21 protein-coding genes and 1 pseudogene are annotated in these 21,790 nt (G+C 66.8%); 13 read left to right on the forward strand and 9 right to left on the reverse strand.

The annotated features are described in order from the left end of the window. Positions 1-246: 246 nt before the first annotated feature. Both ABZX86_RS34265 and ABZX86_RS34270 read left to right on the forward strand, forming a co-directional pair. Complete coding sequence (locus tag ABZX86_RS34265; RefSeq protein ID WP_355129615.1) at positions 247-1,410, forward strand: nucleotide disphospho-sugar-binding domain-containing protein; 1,164 nt, start codon at positions 247-249, stop codon at positions 1,408-1,410. A gap of 294 nt (positions 1,411-1,704) precedes the next feature. After that, positions 1,705-1,896: a DUF3046 domain-containing protein gene (locus ABZX86_RS34270; protein ID WP_327145005.1), complete on the forward strand. Its 192-nt coding sequence runs from the start codon at positions 1,705-1,707 to the stop codon at positions 1,894-1,896. Positions 1,897-1,900: 4 nt separating this feature from the next. On the opposite strand, the gene ABZX86_RS34275 is transcribed toward ABZX86_RS34270, so the two are convergent. Continuing rightward, positions 1,901-2,425, reverse strand: a complete 525-nt coding sequence (locus ABZX86_RS34275) for a CGNR zinc finger domain-containing protein (protein ID WP_355129617.1) — start codon at positions 2,423-2,425, stop codon at positions 1,901-1,903. A 153-nt stretch (positions 2,426-2,578) separates the two neighbouring features. On the opposite strand from ABZX86_RS34275, the gene ABZX86_RS34280 reads away from it, so the two are divergent. The 3 genes from ABZX86_RS34280 to ABZX86_RS34290 all read left to right on the forward strand — a co-directional run bounded on the left by ABZX86_RS34280 (position 2,579) and on the right by ABZX86_RS34290 (position 4,441). Next, positions 2,579-3,031: a VOC family protein gene (locus ABZX86_RS34280; RefSeq protein WP_355129619.1), complete on the forward strand. Its 453-nt coding sequence runs from the start codon at positions 2,579-2,581 to the stop codon at positions 3,029-3,031. A gap of 62 nt (positions 3,032-3,093) precedes the next feature. Continuing rightward, positions 3,094-3,975: a pyridoxamine 5'-phosphate oxidase family protein gene (locus tag ABZX86_RS34285; RefSeq protein WP_355129728.1), complete on the forward strand. Its 882-nt coding sequence runs from the start codon at positions 3,094-3,096 to the stop codon at positions 3,973-3,975. Positions 3,976-3,988: 13 nt separating this feature from the next. Then, entirely contained in the window at positions 3,989-4,441 is a 453-nt protein-coding gene (locus tag ABZX86_RS34290; RefSeq protein WP_355129621.1) for a nuclear transport factor 2 family protein, read from the forward strand. 80 nt (positions 4,442-4,521) lie between these two features. Here the strand turns inward: ABZX86_RS34290 and ABZX86_RS34295 are convergent, their stop codons facing one another. Beyond that, positions 4,522-5,931 carry an MFS transporter gene (locus ABZX86_RS34295; RefSeq protein ID WP_355129623.1) on the reverse strand — a complete coding sequence of 470 codons (1,410 nt, stop codon included), beginning with the start codon at positions 5,929-5,931 and terminating at the stop codon, positions 4,522-4,524. 96 nt (positions 5,932-6,027) lie between these two features. Between ABZX86_RS34295 and ABZX86_RS34300 the strand changes: the two genes are divergently transcribed. After that, entirely contained in the window at positions 6,028-6,903 is an 876-nt protein-coding gene (locus ABZX86_RS34300; RefSeq protein ID WP_355129625.1) for an Lrp/AsnC family transcriptional regulator, read from the forward strand. Between the two features lie 59 nt (positions 6,904-6,962). Here the strand turns inward: ABZX86_RS34300 and ABZX86_RS34305 are convergent, their stop codons facing one another. Then, the gene (locus ABZX86_RS34305; protein WP_355129627.1) at positions 6,963-8,372 is read right to left on the reverse strand and encodes an MFS transporter; all 1,410 of its coding nucleotides are present in this window, start codon (positions 8,370-8,372) and stop codon (positions 6,963-6,965) included. A gap of 98 nt (positions 8,373-8,470) precedes the next feature. Between ABZX86_RS34305 and ABZX86_RS34310 the strand changes: the two genes are divergently transcribed. The 5 genes and pseudogenes from ABZX86_RS34310 to ABZX86_RS34330 all read left to right on the forward strand — a co-directional run bounded on the left by ABZX86_RS34310 (position 8,471) and on the right by ABZX86_RS34330 (position 13,923). Continuing rightward, positions 8,471-9,499 (forward strand): Lrp/AsnC family transcriptional regulator, encoded by a 1,029-nt coding sequence (locus ABZX86_RS34310; protein WP_355129629.1) that lies wholly within the window; start codon positions 8,471-8,473, stop codon positions 9,497-9,499. Between the two features lie 163 nt (positions 9,500-9,662). Further along, a complete protein-coding gene (gene recA, locus ABZX86_RS34315; protein ID WP_355129631.1) occupies positions 9,663-10,703 on the forward strand; it encodes a recombinase RecA in 1,041 nt (346 codons plus the stop codon). A gap of 849 nt (positions 10,704-11,552) precedes the next feature. Further along, positions 11,553-12,062, forward strand: a pseudogene (recX, locus tag ABZX86_RS34320) (recombination regulator RecX); the annotation flags it as partial. A gap of 659 nt (positions 12,063-12,721) precedes the next feature. Further along, positions 12,722-13,264 carry a hypothetical protein gene (locus ABZX86_RS34325; protein ID WP_355129633.1) on the forward strand — a complete coding sequence of 181 codons (543 nt, stop codon included), beginning with the start codon at positions 12,722-12,724 and terminating at the stop codon, positions 13,262-13,264. Between the two features lie 32 nt (positions 13,265-13,296). Next, positions 13,297-13,923, forward strand: a complete 627-nt coding sequence (locus tag ABZX86_RS34330; protein WP_355129635.1) for a hypothetical protein — start codon at positions 13,297-13,299, stop codon at positions 13,921-13,923. Between the two features lie 37 nt (positions 13,924-13,960). Here ABZX86_RS34330 and ABZX86_RS34335 read toward each other — a convergent pair whose 3' ends face one another. The 5 genes from ABZX86_RS34335 to ABZX86_RS34355 form a co-directional block, all read right to left on the reverse strand. Then, positions 13,961-14,248, reverse strand: a complete 288-nt coding sequence (locus ABZX86_RS34335; protein ID WP_355129637.1) for a hypothetical protein — start codon at positions 14,246-14,248, stop codon at positions 13,961-13,963. Positions 14,249-14,417: 169 nt separating this feature from the next. Next, a complete protein-coding gene (locus tag ABZX86_RS34340; RefSeq protein WP_355129639.1) occupies positions 14,418-15,308 on the reverse strand; it encodes an amino acid ABC transporter permease in 891 nt (296 codons plus the stop codon). Beyond that, positions 15,305-15,985, reverse strand: a complete 681-nt coding sequence (locus tag ABZX86_RS34345; RefSeq protein WP_327145018.1) for an amino acid ABC transporter permease — start codon at positions 15,983-15,985, stop codon at positions 15,305-15,307. The genes ABZX86_RS34340 and ABZX86_RS34345 overlap by 4 nt, the downstream gene beginning before the upstream one ends. A 97-nt stretch (positions 15,986-16,082) precedes the next feature. Next, a complete protein-coding gene (locus tag ABZX86_RS34350; RefSeq protein ID WP_355129641.1) occupies positions 16,083-16,916 on the reverse strand; it encodes a glutamate ABC transporter substrate-binding protein in 834 nt (277 codons plus the stop codon). Positions 16,917-16,945: 29 nt separating this feature from the next. Continuing rightward, on the reverse strand, positions 16,946-17,674 hold the full coding sequence (locus ABZX86_RS34355) for an amino acid ABC transporter ATP-binding protein (protein ID WP_327146478.1): 729 nt from the start codon (positions 17,672-17,674) through the stop codon (positions 16,946-16,948). Between the two features lie 166 nt (positions 17,675-17,840). Between ABZX86_RS34355 and miaB the strand changes: the two genes are divergently transcribed. Together miaB and ABZX86_RS34365 are read left to right on the forward strand one after the other, a co-directional pair. Continuing rightward, on the forward strand, positions 17,841-19,409 hold the full coding sequence (gene miaB / locus ABZX86_RS34360; RefSeq protein ID WP_355129730.1) for a tRNA (N6-isopentenyl adenosine(37)-C2)-methylthiotransferase MiaB: 1,569 nt from the start codon (positions 17,841-17,843) through the stop codon (positions 19,407-19,409). Between the two features lie 265 nt (positions 19,410-19,674). Further along, positions 19,675-20,253 (forward strand): hypothetical protein, encoded by a 579-nt coding sequence (locus ABZX86_RS34365; RefSeq protein ID WP_355129732.1) that lies wholly within the window; start codon positions 19,675-19,677, stop codon positions 20,251-20,253. A 76-nt stretch (positions 20,254-20,329) separates the two neighbouring features. On the opposite strand, the gene ABZX86_RS34370 is transcribed toward ABZX86_RS34365, so the two are convergent. After that, entirely contained in the window at positions 20,330-21,742 is a 1,413-nt protein-coding gene (locus ABZX86_RS34370) for an MFS transporter (RefSeq protein ID WP_355129643.1), read from the reverse strand. Between the last annotated feature and the right edge of the window lie 48 nt (positions 21,743-21,790).

Raw genomic sequence — 21,790 nt, forward strand, 5'->3', positions numbered from 1 at the left:
CGTTGTGAACAGTCGTGTTGGGCCGAGTGTCGTAGTGCGGTTGTTTGCGCGGCATGACCGCGGTGGGACGAGTACCCCGATGAACTCGCAGATCGCGTGTCCGAGGTCTGGTGACGAGGCCGGTGGGGAAGCGCTGGAGGTGATGTGGCCCCGGCGAATCCGCTGGCTGTCGGCGTGCTTACCGGTGTTCGGGATGTTGGCGGTGGTGGTGACGCTGTGGCGGCGGCGGTATGACATGGTGGGCTCGTGCGAGTAGCTGTGGTGGCGGGGCCTGATCCGGGACATGCGTTTCCGGCGATCGCGATGTGCCTGCGGTTGCAGGCTGCCGGTGATGATGCGGTGTTGTTCACCAGTCCGCGCTGGTTCGATGCGGCGCGCAAGGCTGGGATCGGGGTGCGGCGGCTGAAGGGGCTGGCGCCGCGGGCCGAGGATGACGATATGGATGCCGGGGCGCGGATCCATCAGCGGGCTGCGCATATATCTACCGAGATCCTGCCGGAGCTCAGTGCCATGCTGCCGGACATGGTGGTGTCCGATGTGCTCACCGCGGGTGGCGGGATGGCGGCCGAGCGGTTGGGGCTGCCGTGGGTGGAGCTGTCGCCGCATCCGCTGTATCTGCCGTCGAAAGCCTTGCCGCCCATCGGAAGTGGTCTGGCACCGGGGGAGGGCGTGCGCGGGCGGGTACGGGATTCGGTGTTGCGCACCATGACCGCGCGCGATATTCGCCGTGGTGGTGTGCAGCGGGAGCAGGCGCGTGCGAGTATCGGCCTGCCCGCGGAGGATCCGGGTCCGGCGGCGCGGCTGATCGCGACCCTGCCGGCGCTCGAGGTGCCGCGCCCGGACTGGCCCGAGGATGCGCACCTGGTCGGGCCGCTGCTGTGGGAGCCGACCGATAAGGTCCTGGACCTGCCGCCGGGTGACGAACCCCTGGTCATGGTCGCGCCCTCCACGGCGCACACCGGCATCGCGGATATGGTCGCGACCGTTCTCGCGGGCCTGGAAGGTGCGGGCGTCCGCGTCGCCGTCTCCACCCTCGACACCCCGCCCGTCGACCTCCCGTCCTGGGCCACAGCAGGTTTGGGCCGTCAGGACGAACTGCTGCGTCATGCCTCGGTCGTCATCGGCGGCGGCGGGCACGGCCTGCTCGCCAAATCCTTGCTGGCGGGCGTGCCCATCGTCACCATCCCCGGCGGCGGCGACCAGTGGGAACTCGCCAATCGCGCTGTCCGACAGGGCAGTTCGATTCTCGTGCGCCCGCTCACCCCGGAAGCCGTCCGCGACGCCATCAAGCAGATCCTCGACGACCCGGCCTACACGACCGCAGCCCGATCGGCTGCGGCCGGCGCGGCCGTGGTCTCCGATCCGGTCCAGATCTGTCATGACGTAGCCGAAGCGGCCGGCACGCACTAGCCCCGGCTCGGCTCCGGCCGTGTTGTGCTGAACCAGCTGCCATCCCGTTGAGGTCGAAGCTGTTCGACTGCCGGGTCGTCGAATTCCGTGCGTCAGGGTGCGAGGGTCGGGCTTCGATGCCGCTGTTCGCGAGTACGAGCTGGTCCAGCGCGCAATATCGGCGCGATCCCGCAGCCGGTTCGGCAGTGATCGAGGTGGGATTCGATGCGGCGCGAAGCTTGTCGGTCGCTGTTGGGTCAGCCGCGGCGGATGACGCGTGCTGCGGCTTCGCTCTCGTGGCGTAGGCTCGCGGCCGTGCGATTGACGGAATTCCAGGAGCTGTTGCATACCGAATTCGGTACGGCGCGCGGGGATGCGCTGCTCATCGACCATGTATTACCGCGTATCGGGAAGACGGGGGCGCAGGCCATCGATGCCGGGGTGGATCCGCGTGAGGTGTGGCGGGCGCTGTGCTCGGAGTTCGATGTGCCGCGCGGGAGATGGTGACCGGCTAGCTGCCGGGATGCGCCTTCTTGGCGTAGTGCCGGGTCGCCTTGGCCCGATTTCCGCAGGTGGCCATGGAATGCCAGCGGCGGGCGCCGTTCTTCGAGGTGTCGTGGAACCACAGCACGCAGTGCGGATGGTCGCACTGTTTGATGCGGCCGGGCGTGCTGGCCAGCAGGTGCAGGAGATTGTCGGCGGCCAGCCAGGCCGGTAGCCATTCGGGATGCCGGACATCGGGTTCGTCGGCGGGACCGTCGGCGGTCAGCGTGCGGCGGATGCGCCCGTGCTCCAGCACCTTGTTGAGATCATCGATGGATTCACCGCGCACCGTGCGCAGAACGGCCTCGCGGGCGGTGACGACCGCACGCAATGTCGGTTCGTCGGCCACGGCGGTGAGGTTGTTGTCGGCCAGCCACCGGCGCAGTCCGTCCACATCGGTGAGCAGATCCTGCTGTCCCGCGGGAGTCATCCAGCGGGTGTTGAGCAGGTCCACGGCGAGCGGTTCGCCGAGGTGGGGGCGTGGATCGGGCACGCCCGAGGATAACCGTCCAGGACCCGGCATCAGTGGATCACCTCCCTTCTAACCGGTAACAACAAATATGAGGGTTGACAGCGGGAGAGCTCTGACCTTAAATTATAACCAGTCAAACCAACAATGACAGTTAAATCTTCCGGAGGGATCCTCATGACCGCACCAGCACTCGCCACCGGCCACATCGGTCTCAATGTCACCGATCTGGACCGCTCGGTGGACTTCTACGGCCGCGCCCTCGGGCTGGAGCGGCTCGGTTCGGGCGGCGAAGGCGCGCAGCGCTTCGCCTTCCTGGGCACGGCAGGTCAGCTCCAGCTGACGCTGTGGCAGCAGAGCGACGGCGAGTTCTCGGCGAAAACACCCGGCCTGCACCACCTTTCATTCCAGGTCGACAGCATCGACAAGGTCCGCGAGGTGGAAGCGGTGCTGAAGGAATTGCAGGTGAGCTTCGCCCACGACGGTGTTGTCGCGCACGGTGAGGGCTCGGCGTCCGGTGGCATCTTCTTCACCGATCCGGACGGCATCCGGCTCGAGGTATTCGCGCCCACCGGCGCCGAGCAGGCTCCCGCGCCGAGCGGCGCGGCCCCGACGTGTGGGTTCTTCTGAATCGAAATATCCTCGGCTGCTGCGGAATTCGCAGTCGACGCTGACAGGAGTGCACCGTGACCATCGCCTATCACCCGGGAGAACTGGCCGTCCAGCAGCGGATGGGCCAGGCCGATACCGCGCAGCGGGTCGGGCGGATGATCAGTCCCTGCATTCCTGATGCCGCAGCCGATTTCCTGGCCCGGCAGCCGATGGTCGTGGTGGCCGCCGCCGATGACGCGGGCCGGCTGTGGGCGAGCCAGCTCACCGGGCGGCCGGGATTCGCGAGGGCGCTCGACGACCGGATCATCGAGATCGACGCGCGCCCGGTACCGGGCGACCCGCTGGCCGAAGCACTGCGCAGCCCAAGGCATCTCGGCATGATCGCGCTGCAACCGCAGCTGCGGCGGCGCATGCGGGTGAACGGCACCGCGGAGCCCACCGCGACGGGGCTGCGCGTAATCACCGATCAGGTGTACTCGAACTGCCCGAAATACATCTCGCGCCGCAATGTCGAGCAGTGGTCGGAGAGCGGGCCGGTGGCTGTGCGGCAAGCGGGCGCTCTCGATACCGCGCAACAGCAGGCGATCTCGGCGGCGGACGCCTTCTTCATCGCCTCCGCCGATCCGGACGGCAATGCCGATGCCTCTCATCGCGGCGGCAATCCCGGCTTCCTGCAGGTGCTTTCCCCGACCCACCTGCGCTGGCCGGACTACCGCGGCAACTCCATGTTCATGACCCTGGGCAATATCGCCGCCGACCCGCGCTGCGGACTGCTGGTCCCGGATTGGCGTACCGGTGGCACCTTGCAGCTCACCGGCACCGCCGAAATAACCTGGGACGAAGCCGCATTCACCCCCGGCGCACAGTGCGCCATCGACTTCACCCTCACCCGGGTGGTCGAGATCTCCGGCGCGAGCTCACTGCGCTGGAGTGCGCCCGAACTCTCGCCCGCCAATCCCTGAGAGGATTCCCCTCATGCGTCCCCCACTGCCACCCTTCGATATGGAATCGGCCGCGATCAAGGTCCGTGCCGCCGAGAATGCCTGGAACACCCGCGATCCCGAGATCGTCGCGCAGGCGTACACCGAGGATTCGGTGTGGCGCAATCGCGATGAGTTCATCACCGGCCGCGCGGAGATCGTGGAGTTCCTGAAGCGCAAGTGGGCCACCGAAAACGGCTATGCACTGCGCAAGGAACTGTGGGGCACCCGCAACAATCGCATGGCCGTGCGCTTCCAGTACGAGTGGCACGACGACTCCGGGCAGTGGTGGCGCAGCTACGGCAATGAGCTGTGGGAGTTCAGCCCCGAGGGTCTCATGTCCCGGCGTGAGGCCAGTATCAACGACACCCGGATAGAGGAATCCGAGCGGCGCATCTTCGGTCCCCGCAGCGCGGAGGACGAGAATTGGTCGCTACCGCTCGAGTGAATCCGAGACAAAACAGGTCCCTCCCAGTGCATTTCGCTATCGGGAGGGCCCTGCTCGGCCGTCAGCGGCGAGCGTCGGCCTCAGTCGACAAGCGCAGCTTCTGCGGGGAGTGCGGCGGGTGCCTCCGCTCGCGCCCGGCGGAACAGGGCGAATGCCGCGGCTCCGAACACCACACCGACTACGCAGGCGACACCGAACGCCGTATCCAGCCCATCGGCGAACTGATCGATAGGAGCAGGCTGGAGACCACCGGCCGCGCTGCGGAATACGGTGCCCAGCACCGCGACTCCCAGCACCATGCCCAGCTGCCGAGCCGTGTTCACCACCCCGGCCGCGAGACCGCCCTGCTGCGGGGGCACAGCGGCCATGGCCGTAGAAACCAGTGCGGGAGCATTGACGCCCGCACCCGCACCGATCACTACGAGTCCGGGAATCAAAGCGGTCCAGGAAGATCCGGTGTCGACCAGGGTCAGCAGCCCCGCGCCCGCGCCGATCACCATGAGACCCGCACCGATCGTCCACGCGGGTTCGGCGTCATGCAGAAAGCGTCCCGTTCCGCCTGCCACCAGGAAGGCTGTCACGGCCATCGGCAGCATGGCCAGACCGGTGTGCAGGGGATTCAGGTGCAACTGCTGCTGCAGCCACAGCGAGATGAGCGGTGAGGCGGAAAAAGCCGCGAAGGTCTGGCCGGACGCGCCGAACAGGGTGGCCGCGAAAGCGTGATTGCGCAGCAACTGCAGCGGGAACATCGGTGCGGCGCTGCGAGATTCGATCACCGCGAAGAGCGCGACGGCGGCCACACCGGCCGCCAGCGCGGCCAGCGCGGCCGCATCGCCCCAGCCGTGTTCACCGGCGCGAATAATGCCGAAGGTCACGCCGATCGCCGCCGCCGTGAAGCTCAGCATGCCCGGCAGATCCGCCCCGCGCCCCGAATGCCGTTGTGACGCCGGGAAAACGCTCGCCGACAAAATAATGGTGAGCGCCGCGATCGGCAGATTGACGAAGAAGATCCACCGCCACGAGAGCAGATCCACGAGTACGCCGCCCAGTACCACCCCGAAGGCGCCGGCCGCGCTGCCCACCGCGCCCCAGGCGCCGAACGCGATACCGCGATCGCGGCCGGTGTAGGTGGCGTGCAGCAGGGACAGTGTGGTCGCGAACATGGCCGCGCCGCCGACACCCTGCACTACCCGCGAAAGCACGAGAACCGCAGTGTCATCGGCCATTCCGCACGCCAGCGAGGAGACCGCGAAGAGCGCGAGTCCGGTGATGTAGACAGGTTTGGCGCCGAGCCGGTCGGCGAGCGAGCCGAGGACCAGCAGCAGCGCGGCCAGGGCCAGCGCATAGCCGTCCACGATCCATTGCAGGCCGGACAGCCCGGCATCGAGATCGGTAGCCATGCTGGGCAGTGCGACATTCACGATGGTGACGTCGATGAGCAGCATGAACGTGCCCAGACACGCGGCGAGCAGGGGGAGCCATTTCCGCACAGGAGCCTCCAGGAGAGCGAACGATTTTCAACGCTCAGCCTGCGACTCCCGTCTCTTTCCACACACCTGCAGCGGTCTTCTCGTTAGATTCCTCCGGTGTCTTCTGAATTGCCCAGGGAATCCGCTGTTTTCGATGATCTCGACAAGCAAATCGTGCACGGCCTGGTCGTGGACGCTCGCATCTCGTTCTCGAAACTCGGTGCGATCCTCGGAGTGTCGGAGCAGACGGTGGCGCGCCGCTACCGCTCGATGCGGGAGCGCGGCATCATCCATGTCTCGGGGCAGGTCAATGTGGTGCCGCTGGGCCACGCGCGGTGGATTCTGCGCATTCGATCCACACCCAGCGGCGCGCTGCGGCTCGGGGAGGCGCTCGCCCGCCAGCCCGAGCTGAGCTGGGTTTCGCTGCTGTCCACCGGTTCCGAGGTGATGTGCGTGAGCCGCGCGCGTACCGCACAGCGGCGAGATGCGTTGCTGCTGCAGCTGATTCCGCGCGCGCCGCAGGTGACCGAGTTGATAGCGCACGAGGTGATGCTGGTCATCCTCGCCCGTGACGGGCGTGCGCCGTACGCGCAATTGGCCGCCGCCACCGGCTGGAGCGCACCCCGTGTCGCGCGGCGCATGGTCGAACTCGTCGAATCCGATGTGCTGTACTTCGATCTCGACTTCGCACTGGAACGGATGGGTTATGCCGTGCGCGCGGCGATCTGGCTGCGCGTCCGGCCCGCGGATCTCGCGGCGGTGGGGGCCGCCATTGCGATGTTCCCCGAGGTCACCTACGTCGCGGCGACCACCGGGCCGACTACGCTGACGGCCGCTCTGGTCTGCCGCGATACTCCGCATCTGTATCGCTTCGTCACCGAGCGGCTGGGCGCACTCCCGGGGATCGTGGATGTGGAGGTGACGCCGGCCCTGCGGACGTTCAAGCAAGCGCAGGCGCTGATGGATACCGATCGAATCTCACTGCTGCGCTGAACAAATGGCTCGTCCCCGCTCCAGGAGTAGAGCGGGGACGAGCCGGTGATCTGCCGTGCTCAGCCGACCAGCGCCGGTTCTGCGGGCGTGACCACGGGCTCCTGCGCCCGTGCCCGCCGGAACAGGGCGAATGCGGCTACACCGAAGGCCAGTCCGACAGCTCCCGCCACTGCCACCGCGGCGTCGAGCCCACTTACGAAGTCGGACAGCGGCATCCGGCCCGCATCACCGGCGACATTCCGGAATACGGTGCCAAGCACCGCGACTCCCAGCGCGAGCCCCAGCTGCCGCGCCGTATTCACCGCACCGGCGGCAGTTCCACCCTGCTGCGGCGAGACGGCCGCCATACCGGTCGAGACCAGGGCCGGGGCATTGACGCCGATGCCCGCGCCGATCACCACGAAGCCGGGAACCATGGCGACCCAGGAGGATCCAGTGCCGATCAGGGTGAGCAGGCCGGAGCCCGCGCCGACCACGATCAGGCCCGCGCCGATGGTCCATTCGGGGCGCGCGTCGTGCAGTACCCGGCCGGTGAGCCCGGCGACCAGGAATGCGGTCGCGGCCATGGGCAGCATGGCCAGGCCCGCGTTCAGCGGGGTCATGTGCAACTGCTGCTGCAACCACAGCGACAGCAGCGGCATGGTCGCGAAGGCGGCGAAGGTCTGGCCCGAGGCGCTGAGCAGAGTCGCCCCCAGCGTCCGGTTGCGCAGCAGCGAGAGCGGGAACATCGGTGCGGCAACCCGGGATTCGATCATCGCGAAGATCACCACGGCGGCCACGCCGGCCGCCAGCGCCAGCAGTGCGCCGCCATTGCCCCAGCCGTGTTCGCCGCCGCGGATGATGCCGAAGGTCACGCCCGCGGCCGCGAGGGTGAAGGCCAGCATGCCGGGCACATCCACATCACGACCCGGATGCCGCTGCGAAGCGGGAAACACCATGGCGGACAACACGATCGTCACCGCCGCGATGGGCAGGTTCACGAAGAAGATCCAGCGCCAGGACAGCAGATCGGTCAGCACGCCGCCGAGGACCACGCCGATTCCGGCCGCCGCACCCGAGACCGCACCCCAGGTGCCGAAGGCGACGCCACGATTACGCCCGGTGTAGGTGGCGTGCAGCAGCGACAGCGTGGTCGCGAACATCGCCGCGCCGCCGACGCCCTGGAAGATGCGCGCGGCCACCAGCACCGGTGCATTGTCGGCGATGCCGCAGATCAGCGAGGCGATCGCGAACAGCGCGAGTCCGGCCAGATAGACCTGCTTGGCACCCACCCGGTCGGCGAGCGAGCCGAGCGCCAGCAGCAGTGCGGCCAGCGCCAGCGCGTAGCCGTCGACGATCCACTGCAGTCCGGACAGGCCGGTGCCGAGATCGGCGGACATGTCCGGCAGTGCCACATTCACGATGGTCACGTCTATGAGCAGCATCAAGGTGCCGAGGCACGCCGCGAACAGGGGTAGCCATTTCCGCACGGGAACCTCCAAAAGAGAACGAACGATTTCGTCTCCTAGCCTCCGGGATGGGTGGTATATCTACCTAGCTGTGGCGTCATATCCGCTAGAATCCTCCTATGGAGGATGAATACATCGAAGATTCCGACATGCTCGATGTCCTCGACAAGCAGATCGTGCACGCACTGACCGCCGATGCGCGGATCCCTTTCGCCAGGCTCGGCGCGATCCTCGACATCTCGGAGCAGACCGCCGCGCGCCGGTATCGATCACTGCGCCGCCGCGGCATGATCCACGTTTCGGGGCAGGTGAATTCGGTGCCGCTCGGGCACACCAAATGGCTGCTGCGGATCAGGTCCACGCCCAGCCGCGCGCCGGTGCTGGCCGAAACGCTCGCTCGGGTACCGGATCTCAGCTGGGTTTCCCTGCTCTCCACCGGCTACGAGGTGTTCTGCACCGGCCGGCCGCGCTCGGCCGAGCGCCGAGATGAATTGCTGCTACGCCTGATTCCCCGCGTCAGCGATGTGCTCGAGTTGAGTGTGCACGAATCGATGCGGCAGTTTCCGCTCGCCGATGAGTGGCCACGCTATGGGCGGCTGCTCAGTGCCCGGCAATTGAGCGAACTCGGTCCGCGGCCCAGTCTGTGGGAGCCCTCCGGGCCGGAATCGCCGGTGACGCTCTCCCGTGAGGACGGGATCATGCTGACCATCCTCGGTCGCGACGGCCGCGCGCCCTATGCGCAGATCTCCGCGGCCACCGGGTGGAGCGCGACCCGGGTGGCGCGGCGCATGAGCGAGCTCGTCGAATCGGGGGTGCTGTACTTCGATCTCGACTTCGCCATGGGCGCAATGGGTTACAACGCCCGCGCGCTGCTGTGGATGCGGGTGCGTCCAGGGGATCTGGAGAAGGTGGGCCTCACCATTGCCGCCTATTCGGAGGTCGCCTTTCTCTCGGCGATCAGCGGGCCCGCGAATCTCTTCGCCTCCGTGGCCTGTCGCGATACCGCTCATCTGTACCGGTTCGTCACCGAGCGGCTCGGCTCGCTCGAGGGGATCGGTGATGTCGAGGTGACGCCTGCGCTGCGGACCTACAAGCAGTCGCAGACGCTGCTCGACGTGCACCGCCCCGGCGTCGTGCCGTCACTATGAGGTGTCCACCCGATGACTTCGAGGTGAGATCCGCGTGTCGGGTGGCGCGTTGCTTGCGTCGAACACCTGTTCGTCTAAGCTCGGCGTCGGAACTTGTCGGTGCCGCCCTCTAACGTGGGCGCCAACCACAGAATGAGACTCACCCGTCGAGAAGGGGACCACGATGGCACCACAGGCATTCGATCGCGACAAGGCACTCGAGTTGGCATTGGCGCAGATTGAGAAGGGCTTCGGCAAGGGCGCCGTCATGCGCCTGGGCGATGAGACCCGCCAGCCCATCGCCGTGATTCCGACGGGATCCATCGCGCTGGACGTCGCGCTCGGCATCGGCGGTCTGCCGCGCGGCCGCATCGTCGAGGTCTACGGTCCGGAATCCTCCGGTAAGACCACCGTCGCCCTGCACGCGGTGGCGAACGCGCAGGCTCAGGGCGGTGTGGCGGCATTCATCGACGCCGAGCACGCGCTGGATCCCGATTACGCCAAGAAGCTCGGCGTCGATACCGACGCACTGCTGGTCTCCCAGCCCGACACCGGTGAGCAGGCGCTGGAAATCGCCGACATGCTGGTCCGCTCCGGCGCCATCGACATCATCGTCATCGACTCGGTCGCCGCCCTGGTGCCGCGCGCCGAGATCGAGGGCGAAATGGGTGACAGCCACGTCGGTCTGCAGGCCCGCCTCATGAGCCAGGCGCTGCGCAAGATGACGGGCGCCCTGAACAATTCGGGCACCACCGCCATCTTCATCAACCAGCTGCGCGAGAAGATCGGCGTCATGTTCGGCTCGCCCGAGACCACCACCGGTGGTAAGGCGCTGAAGTTCTACGCCACCATCCGCCTGGACGTCCGCCGCATCGAGACCCTCAAGGACGGCACCGACGCGGTCGGTAACCGCACCCGCGTGAAGGTCGTCAAGAACAAGGTGGCCCCGCCGTTCAAGCAGGCCGAGTTCGACATCCTCTACGGGCACGGCATCTCCAAGGAGGGCTCGCTCATCGATATGGGTGTCGAGCACGGCTTCGTCCGCAAGTCCGGCTCCTGGTACACCTACGAGGGCGATCAGCTCGGCCAGGGCAAGGAGAACGCCCGCAAGTTCCTGCTCGAGAACACCGATGTGCGTGACGAGATCGAGAAGAAGATCAAGGAGAAGCTCGGCATCGGCGCAGTCGTCACCGCCGACGCCGCCGAGGCCCCGGCCGACTTCTAGTCGATGACCGATCGGAACGCCTCCGGGTCCCGGCCCACGTCGCCGGGACCCGAAAGTTCCCGCCTCGACGCGGTGGAACGCCTGCGCCGCCAACTGGATTCACTGGCAGCCCGCGGCCGCACCCCCGCCTCGAAGCGCTACGACTCCGACCCCTGGGCCGCTTCCAGCCGCTGGACCGAGTCCGCCCCACCCGCCCAGCCCAGCACTCCCGAAGAGCCCGCGCCACGAGAAGACTCCCGCATCCGCGAGGAGTTCTCCTCCCGCAGCGCATCCGACTTCCGCGACGGATCCAACTCGCGCGGCCGGTCCGGGTCGCGTGGCGGATCCGAGTCGCGTGATAGGTCTGAGTCGCACGGCGGGTCCCACTCGCGCGACCGGTCTGAGTCGCATGGCGGGGCATGTCTTGGTGACGAGTCCGAGTTGCGTGGCGGGTCCGGGGCGCGCCGCGCGTCCAAGTCTCGCGACGGGTCCGGGTCGCGTGATGAGGCCGACTTCCGTGAAGAGTCCGGTGATCGCGAGCGATCCGGGGGCCGCGGCAGGTCGCGCTCGCGCGGCTCTCGCGCCGAGGCTGATTCCGGCATCGGGTCGGATTCCGATGCGGGATTCGCCGCCGAAGAACAGTCGCCACAGCGTTGTTCGCCGGATGCCGGTCGGCATCGGCCGGAGGGGCAGCGAGAGGAAGCGCCGCCCGCTTCGGGCGGTGCCGGCCGGTCCATTACCGACCCAGACTCCTACTTCGCGGACGATCGCCCGCGCCGGCGTGGGCGATCCAGGAACTCGCGGGACGCGGAAGCCGGTACCGGCGAAGCGAATTCCGGCTTCTCCGACGACGAGGAATCCTCGCGCGACCGTCGCTCCCGCCGCGGCCGTGGTCGTCCCGGTGTTGTCGAACCGCTGCCCGGCGGCGGCACCGACGCGCAGGCCAAAGAAATCTGCCTGCGCCTGCTCACCGACCGCGCCCGCAGCCGCTTCGAGCTGTCGGATCGCCTGGCCGCCAAGGGTTTCTCCGTCGAGGTGGCGAACCGCGCCCTCGACCGCCTCACCGAGGTCGGCCTGGTAGACGACGCCGCCTTCGCCCAGCAGTGGGTCTACTCCCGCCACACCTACTCCGGCAAGGGCAAAAAGGTCCTCACCGAGGAACTCCGCCGCAAAGGCATAGCCCCCAACCTCATCGAAGAGTCCCTCTCCACCATCACCCCCGACGACGAGCGCGCCCGAGCCATAGACCTGGTAACCCGCAAAGCCCGCACCCTCCCCGCCGACCTGCCCCGAGACAAGGCCACCAGCCGCCTGGTAGGCATGCTCGCCCGCAAAGGCTACGACCCCTCCACCGCCTACTCGGTAGTCTCCGCCGAACTCTCCACAGCCGCCTTCCCCGAACCCCGCAGGCAGGAAAAACCCCGCCAACTCGCGAGGCCGAACCGCCCGCAACCCCGCACCACCACCGATTCGGACGACGGTGCCCCCACCCACGATTCGAACCCATCACCAGACCTCGCCTCGGACGACGCAGACCCCTCGGCAACCTCAACTGCCGATGATCAGGAAGCCGCCGCCGCCCTGATCCGCCGAAAAATCCGCTCCCTCCCCCCAAACCTCGACCGCGACAAAGCAACCCGCCGCCTGGTAGCCATGCTCGCCCGCCGCGGCTACACCCCCTCCACCGCCTACTCCGTAGTAAAACAAGAGCTCGCAGCCGCCAACTTCGTGTAGCCAAATTCCGCGAGAGCCACTGGCAGTCGGAACCAAGCAGCGCGTGACCATCCCCACCCCGCAAAGCTCACGCCACCAGCAACGCGCGAACTCCCGGCGTCGGCCCTCTCCCATCGAGCAGGAACTGCCGGCAGAGTCTTCTCGCACAACGCCGCCACCAGTTCCTGATGATCTTGACCATCGAAAGGGCTCTCACGGTGGCCTTCCACGGCGTGTCGCCACCATCAGTGCCCTCTCGACGCAATGGGCGACTGTGTGTGGCTAATTCTGTTGTGGTGCGGCTGGATTCTATATATGAGTGGGTTGTGCGGCAGTTGCTAACGCTGGCGGGGGTCGTGCTCGGTGCGGGGGCGACGTTCGTGGTGACGATGATGAACGAGCGGGCCAAGTGGCGGAGGGGGCAGGACGCTCGGTGGGATGACAAGCGACTTGCCGCCTACAGCGAGTACGCGAATTCGCTGAAACAGTATGTGCAGGTTTCGTATCGACTGGCAGCAGCGCGCGATTACCCTGCGGTGGCGCTGCCGATCGATATCGATACGGGTATGCGGCTATTGGCTGAGGCGGAAGCGGACAAGACCATCAAGTGGGAAACCGTTCTGCTGCTGGGGTCTCCAGAGGCGGTGGCTGCGGCACGCAGTTGGAACCGGGCGGCATGGGAGCTCGGCTGGCCGGCGCGGGGGCATGCCATCGAGCATGCGGAATACGTTCGCCTGTACTCCGAAATGGGGCGAAGGAGAAACGAATTCTATGAGTGCGCTCGTGCGGATCTCGGTGTGCGGAGCGGAACGCTCCCGCCTGGCGATCGGCCGTGGCTGCCGCCGGCTGTTGCTGAGGAAACGGCTTGATGGGTGGACGATGCGGCGCCAGGATTGCCCATGTGATTGATGATTTGGCAGCGGCGTTCGGGGCGTATCCCCGCAGGGCGGTGCTGGATCGGTGCCCGCACTGTGGGCCGCCGGTGCGGGTCGATGAGTGTGATTTGTTCTGGCTCAGCATCAAGCTCGGCAATACGGTGGGTGGGCGCGACGATGTGAAGGCGCTTTTGCCGGTGTTGTTCGAGCGATTGATTACCTCGGATGAGCTGGATGCCGGGATCGTTTTGGGGAAGCTGAGGCAGGAGCGTTGGGAGAGTTGGCCGTTGGGGGAGCGGCAGGCCGTTGAGGAGTTTCTGGATGCGGTGTGGCGGCGAGTGCTGGGGGAGTTTCCGGCTCGGGTCGGAGTGTTCACCGGTGCGCGTGGGTTTCTCGATGGGGTGGCGTCGGCGGGGATCGGCCCGGCGCGGTATCTGGTCGCGTGGGAGAACATTGCCGGTAGCTCGGCGGACCGCCATCTGGCCGCGCTGGTCAACGAGATGGTTCGGATATCGGACTCGAAGGATGCGATAGCCGCGTGGGTTCGGCGAGAAGCTGTGCGGGAGAGGTTGTTCCGGGCCTATGAGTGCGATCACGCGGCTGCTTGGGCGGATGACTTCGCGCGAGGGTATGACCTCGCGGGCCTGTTGTGAGGCGTGGCGCTGCGGCAGGGTGGTGAAAGCTGGCGGCTCAGTGGACTATTCGGCCGCGGAGACGGGCGGGGGCGGGGCCACGGCGGGGGTGGCGGGTGCCGGCTGGGCTCACCGGGCGGGGGGTGGCCGTGCGGGGGAGGGGTAGGCGTGGAGAGGATGCGGGCTCGCGGCGGAGGGCGTGGGCCAGGCGGGTGCGGGCGTCTTGCATCAGGAGGGTGCCCAGGGCTGCGGCGAGGGCGGTGCAGAGGGCCGCGAGGGGGGTGAGGACCGCGACCGTGATCAGGCCGAGGAGGAATTGTCTTCGGGCTCTGTCCTCTTCGCTCATATAGAGCAGTATGCGAGGAAGGATTGCCGGTTGTCCGAGGCTCGGGGACATTGGCCCCAACTCGAAAGCTGATGTGAGCTGCACGAGTGAACGCGAACGGTCGTTCGGGGAGAACGAGATGTGCCCCAGCCCGGGAATCACATTCCGTCCCGGGCTGGGGCGACAGGAATTACGGGCGGGTTGCGCCGGTCAGGTCCATGCCCGGTGCGCCGGTGGTGATGTTGGCGCTCACTACGGTCGACCCGCGTTTGCGGGTGCGCAGCCAGCGTTCGAGCTGGGTGGCTACGACGCTGAGGGTGTAGTTGAGGGTGATCATGATGGCGGCGATCACCAGTAGGGCGGGGACGGTGTTCTGTTCGGCGGCACCGAGTTGTTTGCCGGCGCGGACCACTTCCACGAACGTGATCTGGTAGCCCAGCGCCGAATCCTTCAGTGCCACCACCATTTGCGAGACCAGCGCGGGCAGCATGGCGGTAATGGCCTGGGGGAGCAGGATCACCCGCATGACCTGGTTCTTGCGCAGGCCCAGCGCGACGGCCGCCTCGGACTGCCCCTTCGGCAGCGAGCGAATGCCCGAGCGCACGATCTCGGCGATGACCGATCCGTTGTAGATGGTCAGCGCGGTCACCACCGCCGCCAGCGCCAGCTGATCGGAGGGGAAGAGGTTCTTGGTCGAGAACAGCGCGAACAGGAAGATCATCAGGATCAGCACGGGGATGGCGCGCGCCACCTCGACCACGGCGCCCGCGACCACCCGCACGATCCGATGCTCGGACAGTCGCAGAATGCCGAACACCATGCCGATCACCAGTGCGAAGACGATCGACAGCACCGCCGCCTCGATGGTCCCGCGCAGACCCGGCAGCAGGTACGTGGACCAGATCTGCCCGTCCACGAACGGTTTCCACTTGGCGGCCTCGAACTGGCCCTTGCTGTCGAGGGCGTGCAGCACGAACCAGGCGGCCGCGGCCAGCACCACCACCACGCCGACCGAGTACAGCCGGTAGCGCAGCCGGGCCTTGGGCCCCGGGGCGTCGTAGAGGACCGAAGCCGAGCTCATCGGGCTACCTCGTATCGTTTGGCCAGCCAGCCGAAGAGCAGGCCGGTGGGCAGGGTGAGGACCACGAAGCCGAGCGCGAAGATCGCGCCGATGGCCAGCGGGGCGGCCTCGTTCTCGTTCATGGTGTCCATGAGCAGCGCGGCCTCACCGACACCGATCACCGATGCGACGGTCGAATTCTTGGTGAGCGCGATGAACACGCTCCCCAGCGGCGCGATGACGGCGCGAAAAGCCTGCGGCAGCACCACGAGTCGCAGATTCTGCAGGAAGGTGAAGCCCAGCGAGCGCCCCGCCTCCGACTGCCCCAGCGATACCGTATTGATGCCCGCGCGCAGCGATTCGCAGACGAAAGCCGCTGTGTACACACTCAATCCGAGAACCGCGAACCGGAAGTTGTTTTCCGCCAGATCATTCGGCCCGGCGGGCGCCAGTTTCACACCGAGCGTGGTGTACAGCCCGATCGAGCAGAAGATAATGATCAGCGTCAGCGGCGTATTGCGAAAGGTATTCACGTACGCCGTGCCGAGCCAGCGCGCGACCGGTATCGGTGACACCCGCATGGCGGCGATGATCGTGCCGAGAATCAGCGCCAGCACCGCGGAATACGCCGTCAGTTTGATGGTCACCCAGAACGAATCCAGCAGCTGGGTCTGATATTTCGAGATCAAGTCGAACACGGCGTCCGCGCCCCTCCGATCGCAGTAACTCTGAGTGCAGTAACTACTGAAAGCCGAAGCGTGCCGGGCGAATCACCGCCCGGCACGCGATATCGACTCAGTACCGATCGACCTGCGGCGGCGCGGGAACCTGGAATCCGGTTCCGGCGAAGTTCTTTTCGAGCGCCGTCTTCCAGGCACCGGTGGAGATCATGGCGTCGATGGCGTCATTGATCTTGGTGCGCGATTCGGTATCGCCCTTCTTGACGCCGATGCCGTACTTTTCGACGGTGAACGGCGCGCCGACCACCTTCAGCGCACCCGGATTCTGCGCCGCATAACCGCGCAGAATCACATCATCGGTGGTGACAGCGTCGACCGAACCGGACTTGAGCGCCTCCACGCACAGCGAGTACGTGTCGTACTCCTGCAGCTGAACTTCCTTGGCGTACTTGTCCTTCACATTCTGCGCCGGGGTCGAGCCCTTCACCGAGCACAGCTTCTTATTGCCGTTCAGCGAGTCCGCACCGGTGATATCGGTATTGTCCGCACGCACCAGCAGCGACTGCCCGGTCAGCAGGTAGGGCCCCGCGAAATCGACCTTCTCCTTGCGCGTATCGGTGATCGAGTAGGTGGCGGCGATGAAATCGACCTGCCCGTTCTGGATCAGCGTCTCGCGCTGCGCGGACGGCGCCTCCTTGAACGTGATGTTCTCCGGCTTCACGCCCATCTTGTCGGCGACGAACTTGGCCACATCCACATCGAAGCCGCTGAACGAGCCGTCCTTATTGTGCAGGCCCAGACCCGGCTGATCGTATTTGATTCCGACGGTGAGCTTTCCGTCGGCGGCGTGCTGACTGGCGGTCTTATCGCTGCCGCCACCACATCCGGTGGCGACGACCGCCAGGGCAACCGCCCCGGCGGCGACCTTGAGCACGTTATTGAGCCTCATCGAAAATCCTATTCTGTAGGGAGAGCAGGTCAGTGGCTGAGGATCTTGCCGAGGAAATCCCTGGCGCGTTCCGATTTCGGTGCGGTGAAGAATGATTCGGGCTCGGTGTCCTCGACGATCTGCCCGTCGGCCATGAACAGCACACGATTGCCGGCCCGGCGCGCGAACCCCATTTCGTGGGTGACCACCACCATGGTCATGCCGTCCTTGGCGAGCTGCACCATCACATCGAGGACCTCCGACACCATTTCCGGGTCGAGTGCGGAGGTCGGCTCGTCGAACAGCATCACCTTGGGATCCATGGCGAGCGCCCGCGCGATGGCAACACGCTGCTGCTGTCCACCGGACAGCTGCGCGGGATACTTGTCCGCCTGTTCGGCAATGCCCACCCGCTCCAGCAATTCCATGGCGCGGGCGCGCGCGGTCGTCTTGTCCAGGCCGCGCACCTTCACCGGCGCGAGCATGACGTTTTCGACAATCGTCTTGTGCGCGAACAGATTGAAGGACTGGAACACCATCCCGACATCGGCCCGCAGCTTGGCCAGGGCCTTGCCCTCATCGGGCAGCCGCACCCCGTCGATGGCGACCTCGCCCGAGTCGATCGTCTCCAATCGATTGATGGTGCGGCACAGGGTCGACTTGCCGGAGCCGGAGGGTCCCACCACGATCACGACCTGCCCGGCGGGCACTTCGAGATTGATGTCACGCAGCACGTGCAGCGAGCCGAAGTGCTTGTCCACACTCCGCATCGAAATCATCGGCGCGGACTTGCTGACGGATACAGGCGCGTCGGTCATGAATTGTGACCTTAGAGGCACTGTGCCCGAAATGCTCGTCTTTGGTTCCAGCATCGGTACCTTGCGCCGAGTCGACACCCGCCCGTAACCCCGGCTGGGCAGCGATTACCCTGGTTGGGTGAATTCGTTGGGGCAGGTTTCAGCACGTGGCGCGGTAGCCGAGCGCGATGGCGAGCAGGAAGCGCGAACCTATGAGGTGCGCACGCACGGCTGCCAGATGAACGTGCACGATTCCGAACGCCTCTCCGGACTGCTCGAAGACGCCGGATATGTGCAGGCCAACCCCGGTGTGATCGCGGATCTGGTGGTCTTCAACACCTGCGCGGTGCGTGAGAACGCCGATAACAAGCTGTACGGCACGCTCAGCCATCTCGCGCCGATCAAGGCCGAGCGCCCCGGAATGCAGATCGCGGTCGGCGGCTGTCTCGCGCAGAAGGACCGCGACACCGTCGTCAAGAAGGCGCCGTACGTGGATGTGGTGTTCGGCACCCACAACATCGGCTCGCTGCCGGTGCTGCTGGAGCGGGCCCGCCACAATGAAGAAGCCCAGGTCGAAATTATCGAATCCCTGGAAGCCTTCCCCTCCACGCTGCCCGCCAAGCGGGAATCCGCGTACGCCGGCTGGGTGTCGATCTCGGTGGGCTGCAACAACACCTGCACCTTCTGCATCGTCCCGGCCCTGCGCGGCAAGGAGGTCGACCGCCGCCCCGGTGATGTGCTCGCCGAGGTGCAGGCACTGGTCGACCAGGGTGTGCTCGAGGTGACCCTGCTGGGTCAGAACGTCAATTCCTACGGTGTCTCCTTCGCCGACCCGAACGAGGAGCGCGACCGCGGCGCCTTCGCGAAACTGCTGCGCGCCTGCGGCAGTATCGAAGGCCTGGAGCGCGTGCGCTTCACCTCCCCGCATCCGGCCGAATTCACCGATGACGTGATCGAGGCCATGGCCGCCACCCCGAATGTCTGCCCGCAGCTGCACATGCCGCTGCAATCGGGCTCCGACCGGGTGCTCAAGGCCATGAAGCGGTCGTACCGCAGCGCCAAATTCCTCGGCATCATCGACAAGGTGCGTGCCGCCATGCCGCACGCCGCCATCACCACCGACATTATTGTCGGCTTCCCCGGCGAGACCGAGGAGGACTTCCAGGCGACCCTGGATGTGGTGCGGCAGGCGCGGTTCACCAGCGCCTTCACCTTCCAGTACTCCATCCGCCCCGGCACTCCCGCCGCGGATATGCCCGATCAGCTGCCGAAGGAAGTCGTGCAGGAGCGCTATATGCGACTCATCGAACTGCAGGAGCAGGTCTCCCTCGAAGGCAATCAGGCGATGGTCGGCACCACGGTCGAGCTGCTGGTCGCCGAGGGCGCGGGCAAGAAGAACGCGGCCACCGCGCGCATGAGCGGTCGCGCCCGGGACGGCCGCCTGGTGCACTTCCGCCCGACGGCGGATCTGCCCGCGGGCTCGGAGATTCGCCCCGGCGACATCATCACCGTCGAGATCACCGGTGCCGCCCCGCACCATCTGATCGCCGACGCCCCCGTGCAGACCCACCGCCGTACCCGCGCCGGTGATGCGCACGAGCTGGGCATCACCCCGAAGACCGCACCCATCGGCGTCGGTCTCGGCCTGCCGCAGATCGGCGCGCCGATCGTGGTGGAAACCGCCGCGGCGGGCTGCGGTTCCGAGTGCGGAGCCTGACGGGTCTAATGCGGTCGGTGGTCCCCAATCACGCGGCCGATCAGCAGCGCCCCACGGTCAATCCGACACCGCGTAGTAGGGCCGATCGGTGCGGGAGCATGATGGGTCGACACCCCTCCAGGACGACTCAGGATCACAGCGTATGACCGAGCAGCAGCCCACCGGCCCCGACGAGGCTCGCGAGCCGAGCGACGCGCGACCGGAAGATCAAGCCGCACAGCCCGATTCGGCGTCGACACCGGCGCCCGAAGCGAACGAGGAGAGCATGAAGCCGGCCGAGAACAGTCAGGACTTCGAGCAGTTCCGGGACGACCTCGAAGCGGTGGAGCGCAAGATCGCGGGCGAGATCGATCCGGGCGTGCGCGCCATGGTGGTCGCCGGTGCGGTGTTCGTGCTGCTGCTCTCGATGGTGCTGCCGCATGCCGGTCATGCCCGCGGCTTCGACGTCATCATGTACGACGCCGCCGCCAAGGCCGAGCACATCGGGCTGCCGTCCCGCGTTTTCGAATGGTTCGTCCTGGTCTTCGGCATCGGCTTCTCACTGCTCGCCCTGATGACCCGCCGCTGGGCGCTGGCCTGGATCGCGGTCGCCGGGTCCGCTGTCGGCAGTGTGTTCGGCGTCTTCTCCATCTGGCATCGCAATACGCCGGGCCTGAACAACTATCACGGTGCGGGACCGGGCTTCGGCCTGATCCTGTCCGCCGTCGCCATTGTGGTGCTGACCTTCCACTGGGTGCGCGTGGTGTGGGGCCGCACCTCCGTGCACCTGGCCGCCGAGGAGCAGCGCCGCATGGCCGCCGCGGCCGCCGAGGAGGCGAGTCGCCGTCGCCTGTTCGGCGAATAAGCGAACAGCGAATACGCGAACAGCAGGCCCGGCGGCACCGAATTCGGTGCCGCCGGGCCTTTTTCGTGCGCTGCTCTCAGCTCTGCTCGGCCATGGTTTTCGGCCGATACGCCAGACCGGCGAACATGGCCGCGATGCCGACGACCACCATGTAGATCCAGCCCGCCCGGAATTCCCCCAGGGTCCGCTGCGAGCCCTCGCCGAGTATCGCCATCAGAATCGCGACGCCGAGCGCCGAAGCGGTCTGCCGCGCCATCATGAGAGTGCCCGACCCCAGCGAGATCTGATCGGCGGGCAGCAGCGCCGCGGATCCGAACAGCGGCGGCTGCAGCAGTGCGGTGCTGGCTCCGGCGAGCACACTGCCGGGCAGTATGACCAGCGCATACGAATCGGTGAACCCACTGCTCACCGCCCACCACGCGCAGCCCACCGCCAGACTCGCACCACCCAGCGCGGCCGAGGCGCGCGCGCCGACCCAGGCGACGAAGCGCCCGGAGAACGGCGAGAGCACCAGGCAGCTGATCGGCATGGGTGCGACGCCGAGGCTGGCCGCCAGCACCGAGTAGTGCCAGTGCTCGGTCAGGAACAGTGTCGCCTCCAGAATCATGGCGGCGAAAGCCAGGTAGTAGCAGAACACTCCGAAGGTGGCGGTGCGGAAAAGCTTGTGCCGCAGGACGACCGGGCTCACCACCGGATCCGGATGGTGCTGCACGTGCCAGGCGAACCAACCCGTCAGCACGATGGCGGCAGCCAGGCATCCGAGCGTGGCCGGACCGGTGTACCCCCAGGTGGAGGCCTGTACGAACACCGTCGTGAAGCCTGCGGTCGCGCCGAGAATCAGCAGCGCGCCGAGCAGATCCAGCCGTCGCTTGGCATGCAGCTTGATATCGGGCAGCACCACTATGCCGAGAATGAAGGCCACCAGCGTGAACGGCACATTCAGGAAGAAGATCCAGCGCCACCCGGCCTGTAGGAGCAGTCCGCCCAGTACCGGTCCGCTGGCCGCACCGGCGGCGGCAATGGCGGTCCAGATGCCCATGACGGTGGCGTGTTCCCGGCGCGGGAAGCTGGGGAGCACCAGCCCCAAGCCGGTCGGCACCAGGAGCGCGGCGGCCGCGGCCTGCACCACCCGTGCCGCGATGAGCGTCCCCAGTGTGGGGGCGAAGCCGCAGGCGATCGAGGCGAGCCCGAAAAGCGCTATGCCGATGAGGAATCCGCGCTTGCGGCCGGTGTCGTCGGCCAGTCGCCCGGCCGGTACGAGCAGCGCCGCCATCACGATGGTGTAGGCGTTCAGCGTCCACGACACCGCGCTGGTGGAGGTCCCGAAGGTCGCCTGCAGGGTCGGGAAGGCGACGGTCACCGCGAAAAGGTCGAGGATGGCCAGGAATTGGGCAATGCCGGCGATGGCCAGGATCTGCCACCGCCGGGGGTTCGGCGCATCCTGCGGTTGCTGCCGCAGCGCTGCTTCCCGTTCGGTCGTTGTCGTCATGATTCGACTATGCGACCTGGGGATTCCCGCGAACAGTGGCAGGAATGC

The sequence above is a fragment of the Nocardia sp. NPDC006630 genome (genome assembly GCF_040611495.1).
In the GTDB taxonomy this organism is placed as follows: domain Bacteria; phylum Actinomycetota; class Actinomycetes; order Mycobacteriales; family Mycobacteriaceae; genus Nocardia.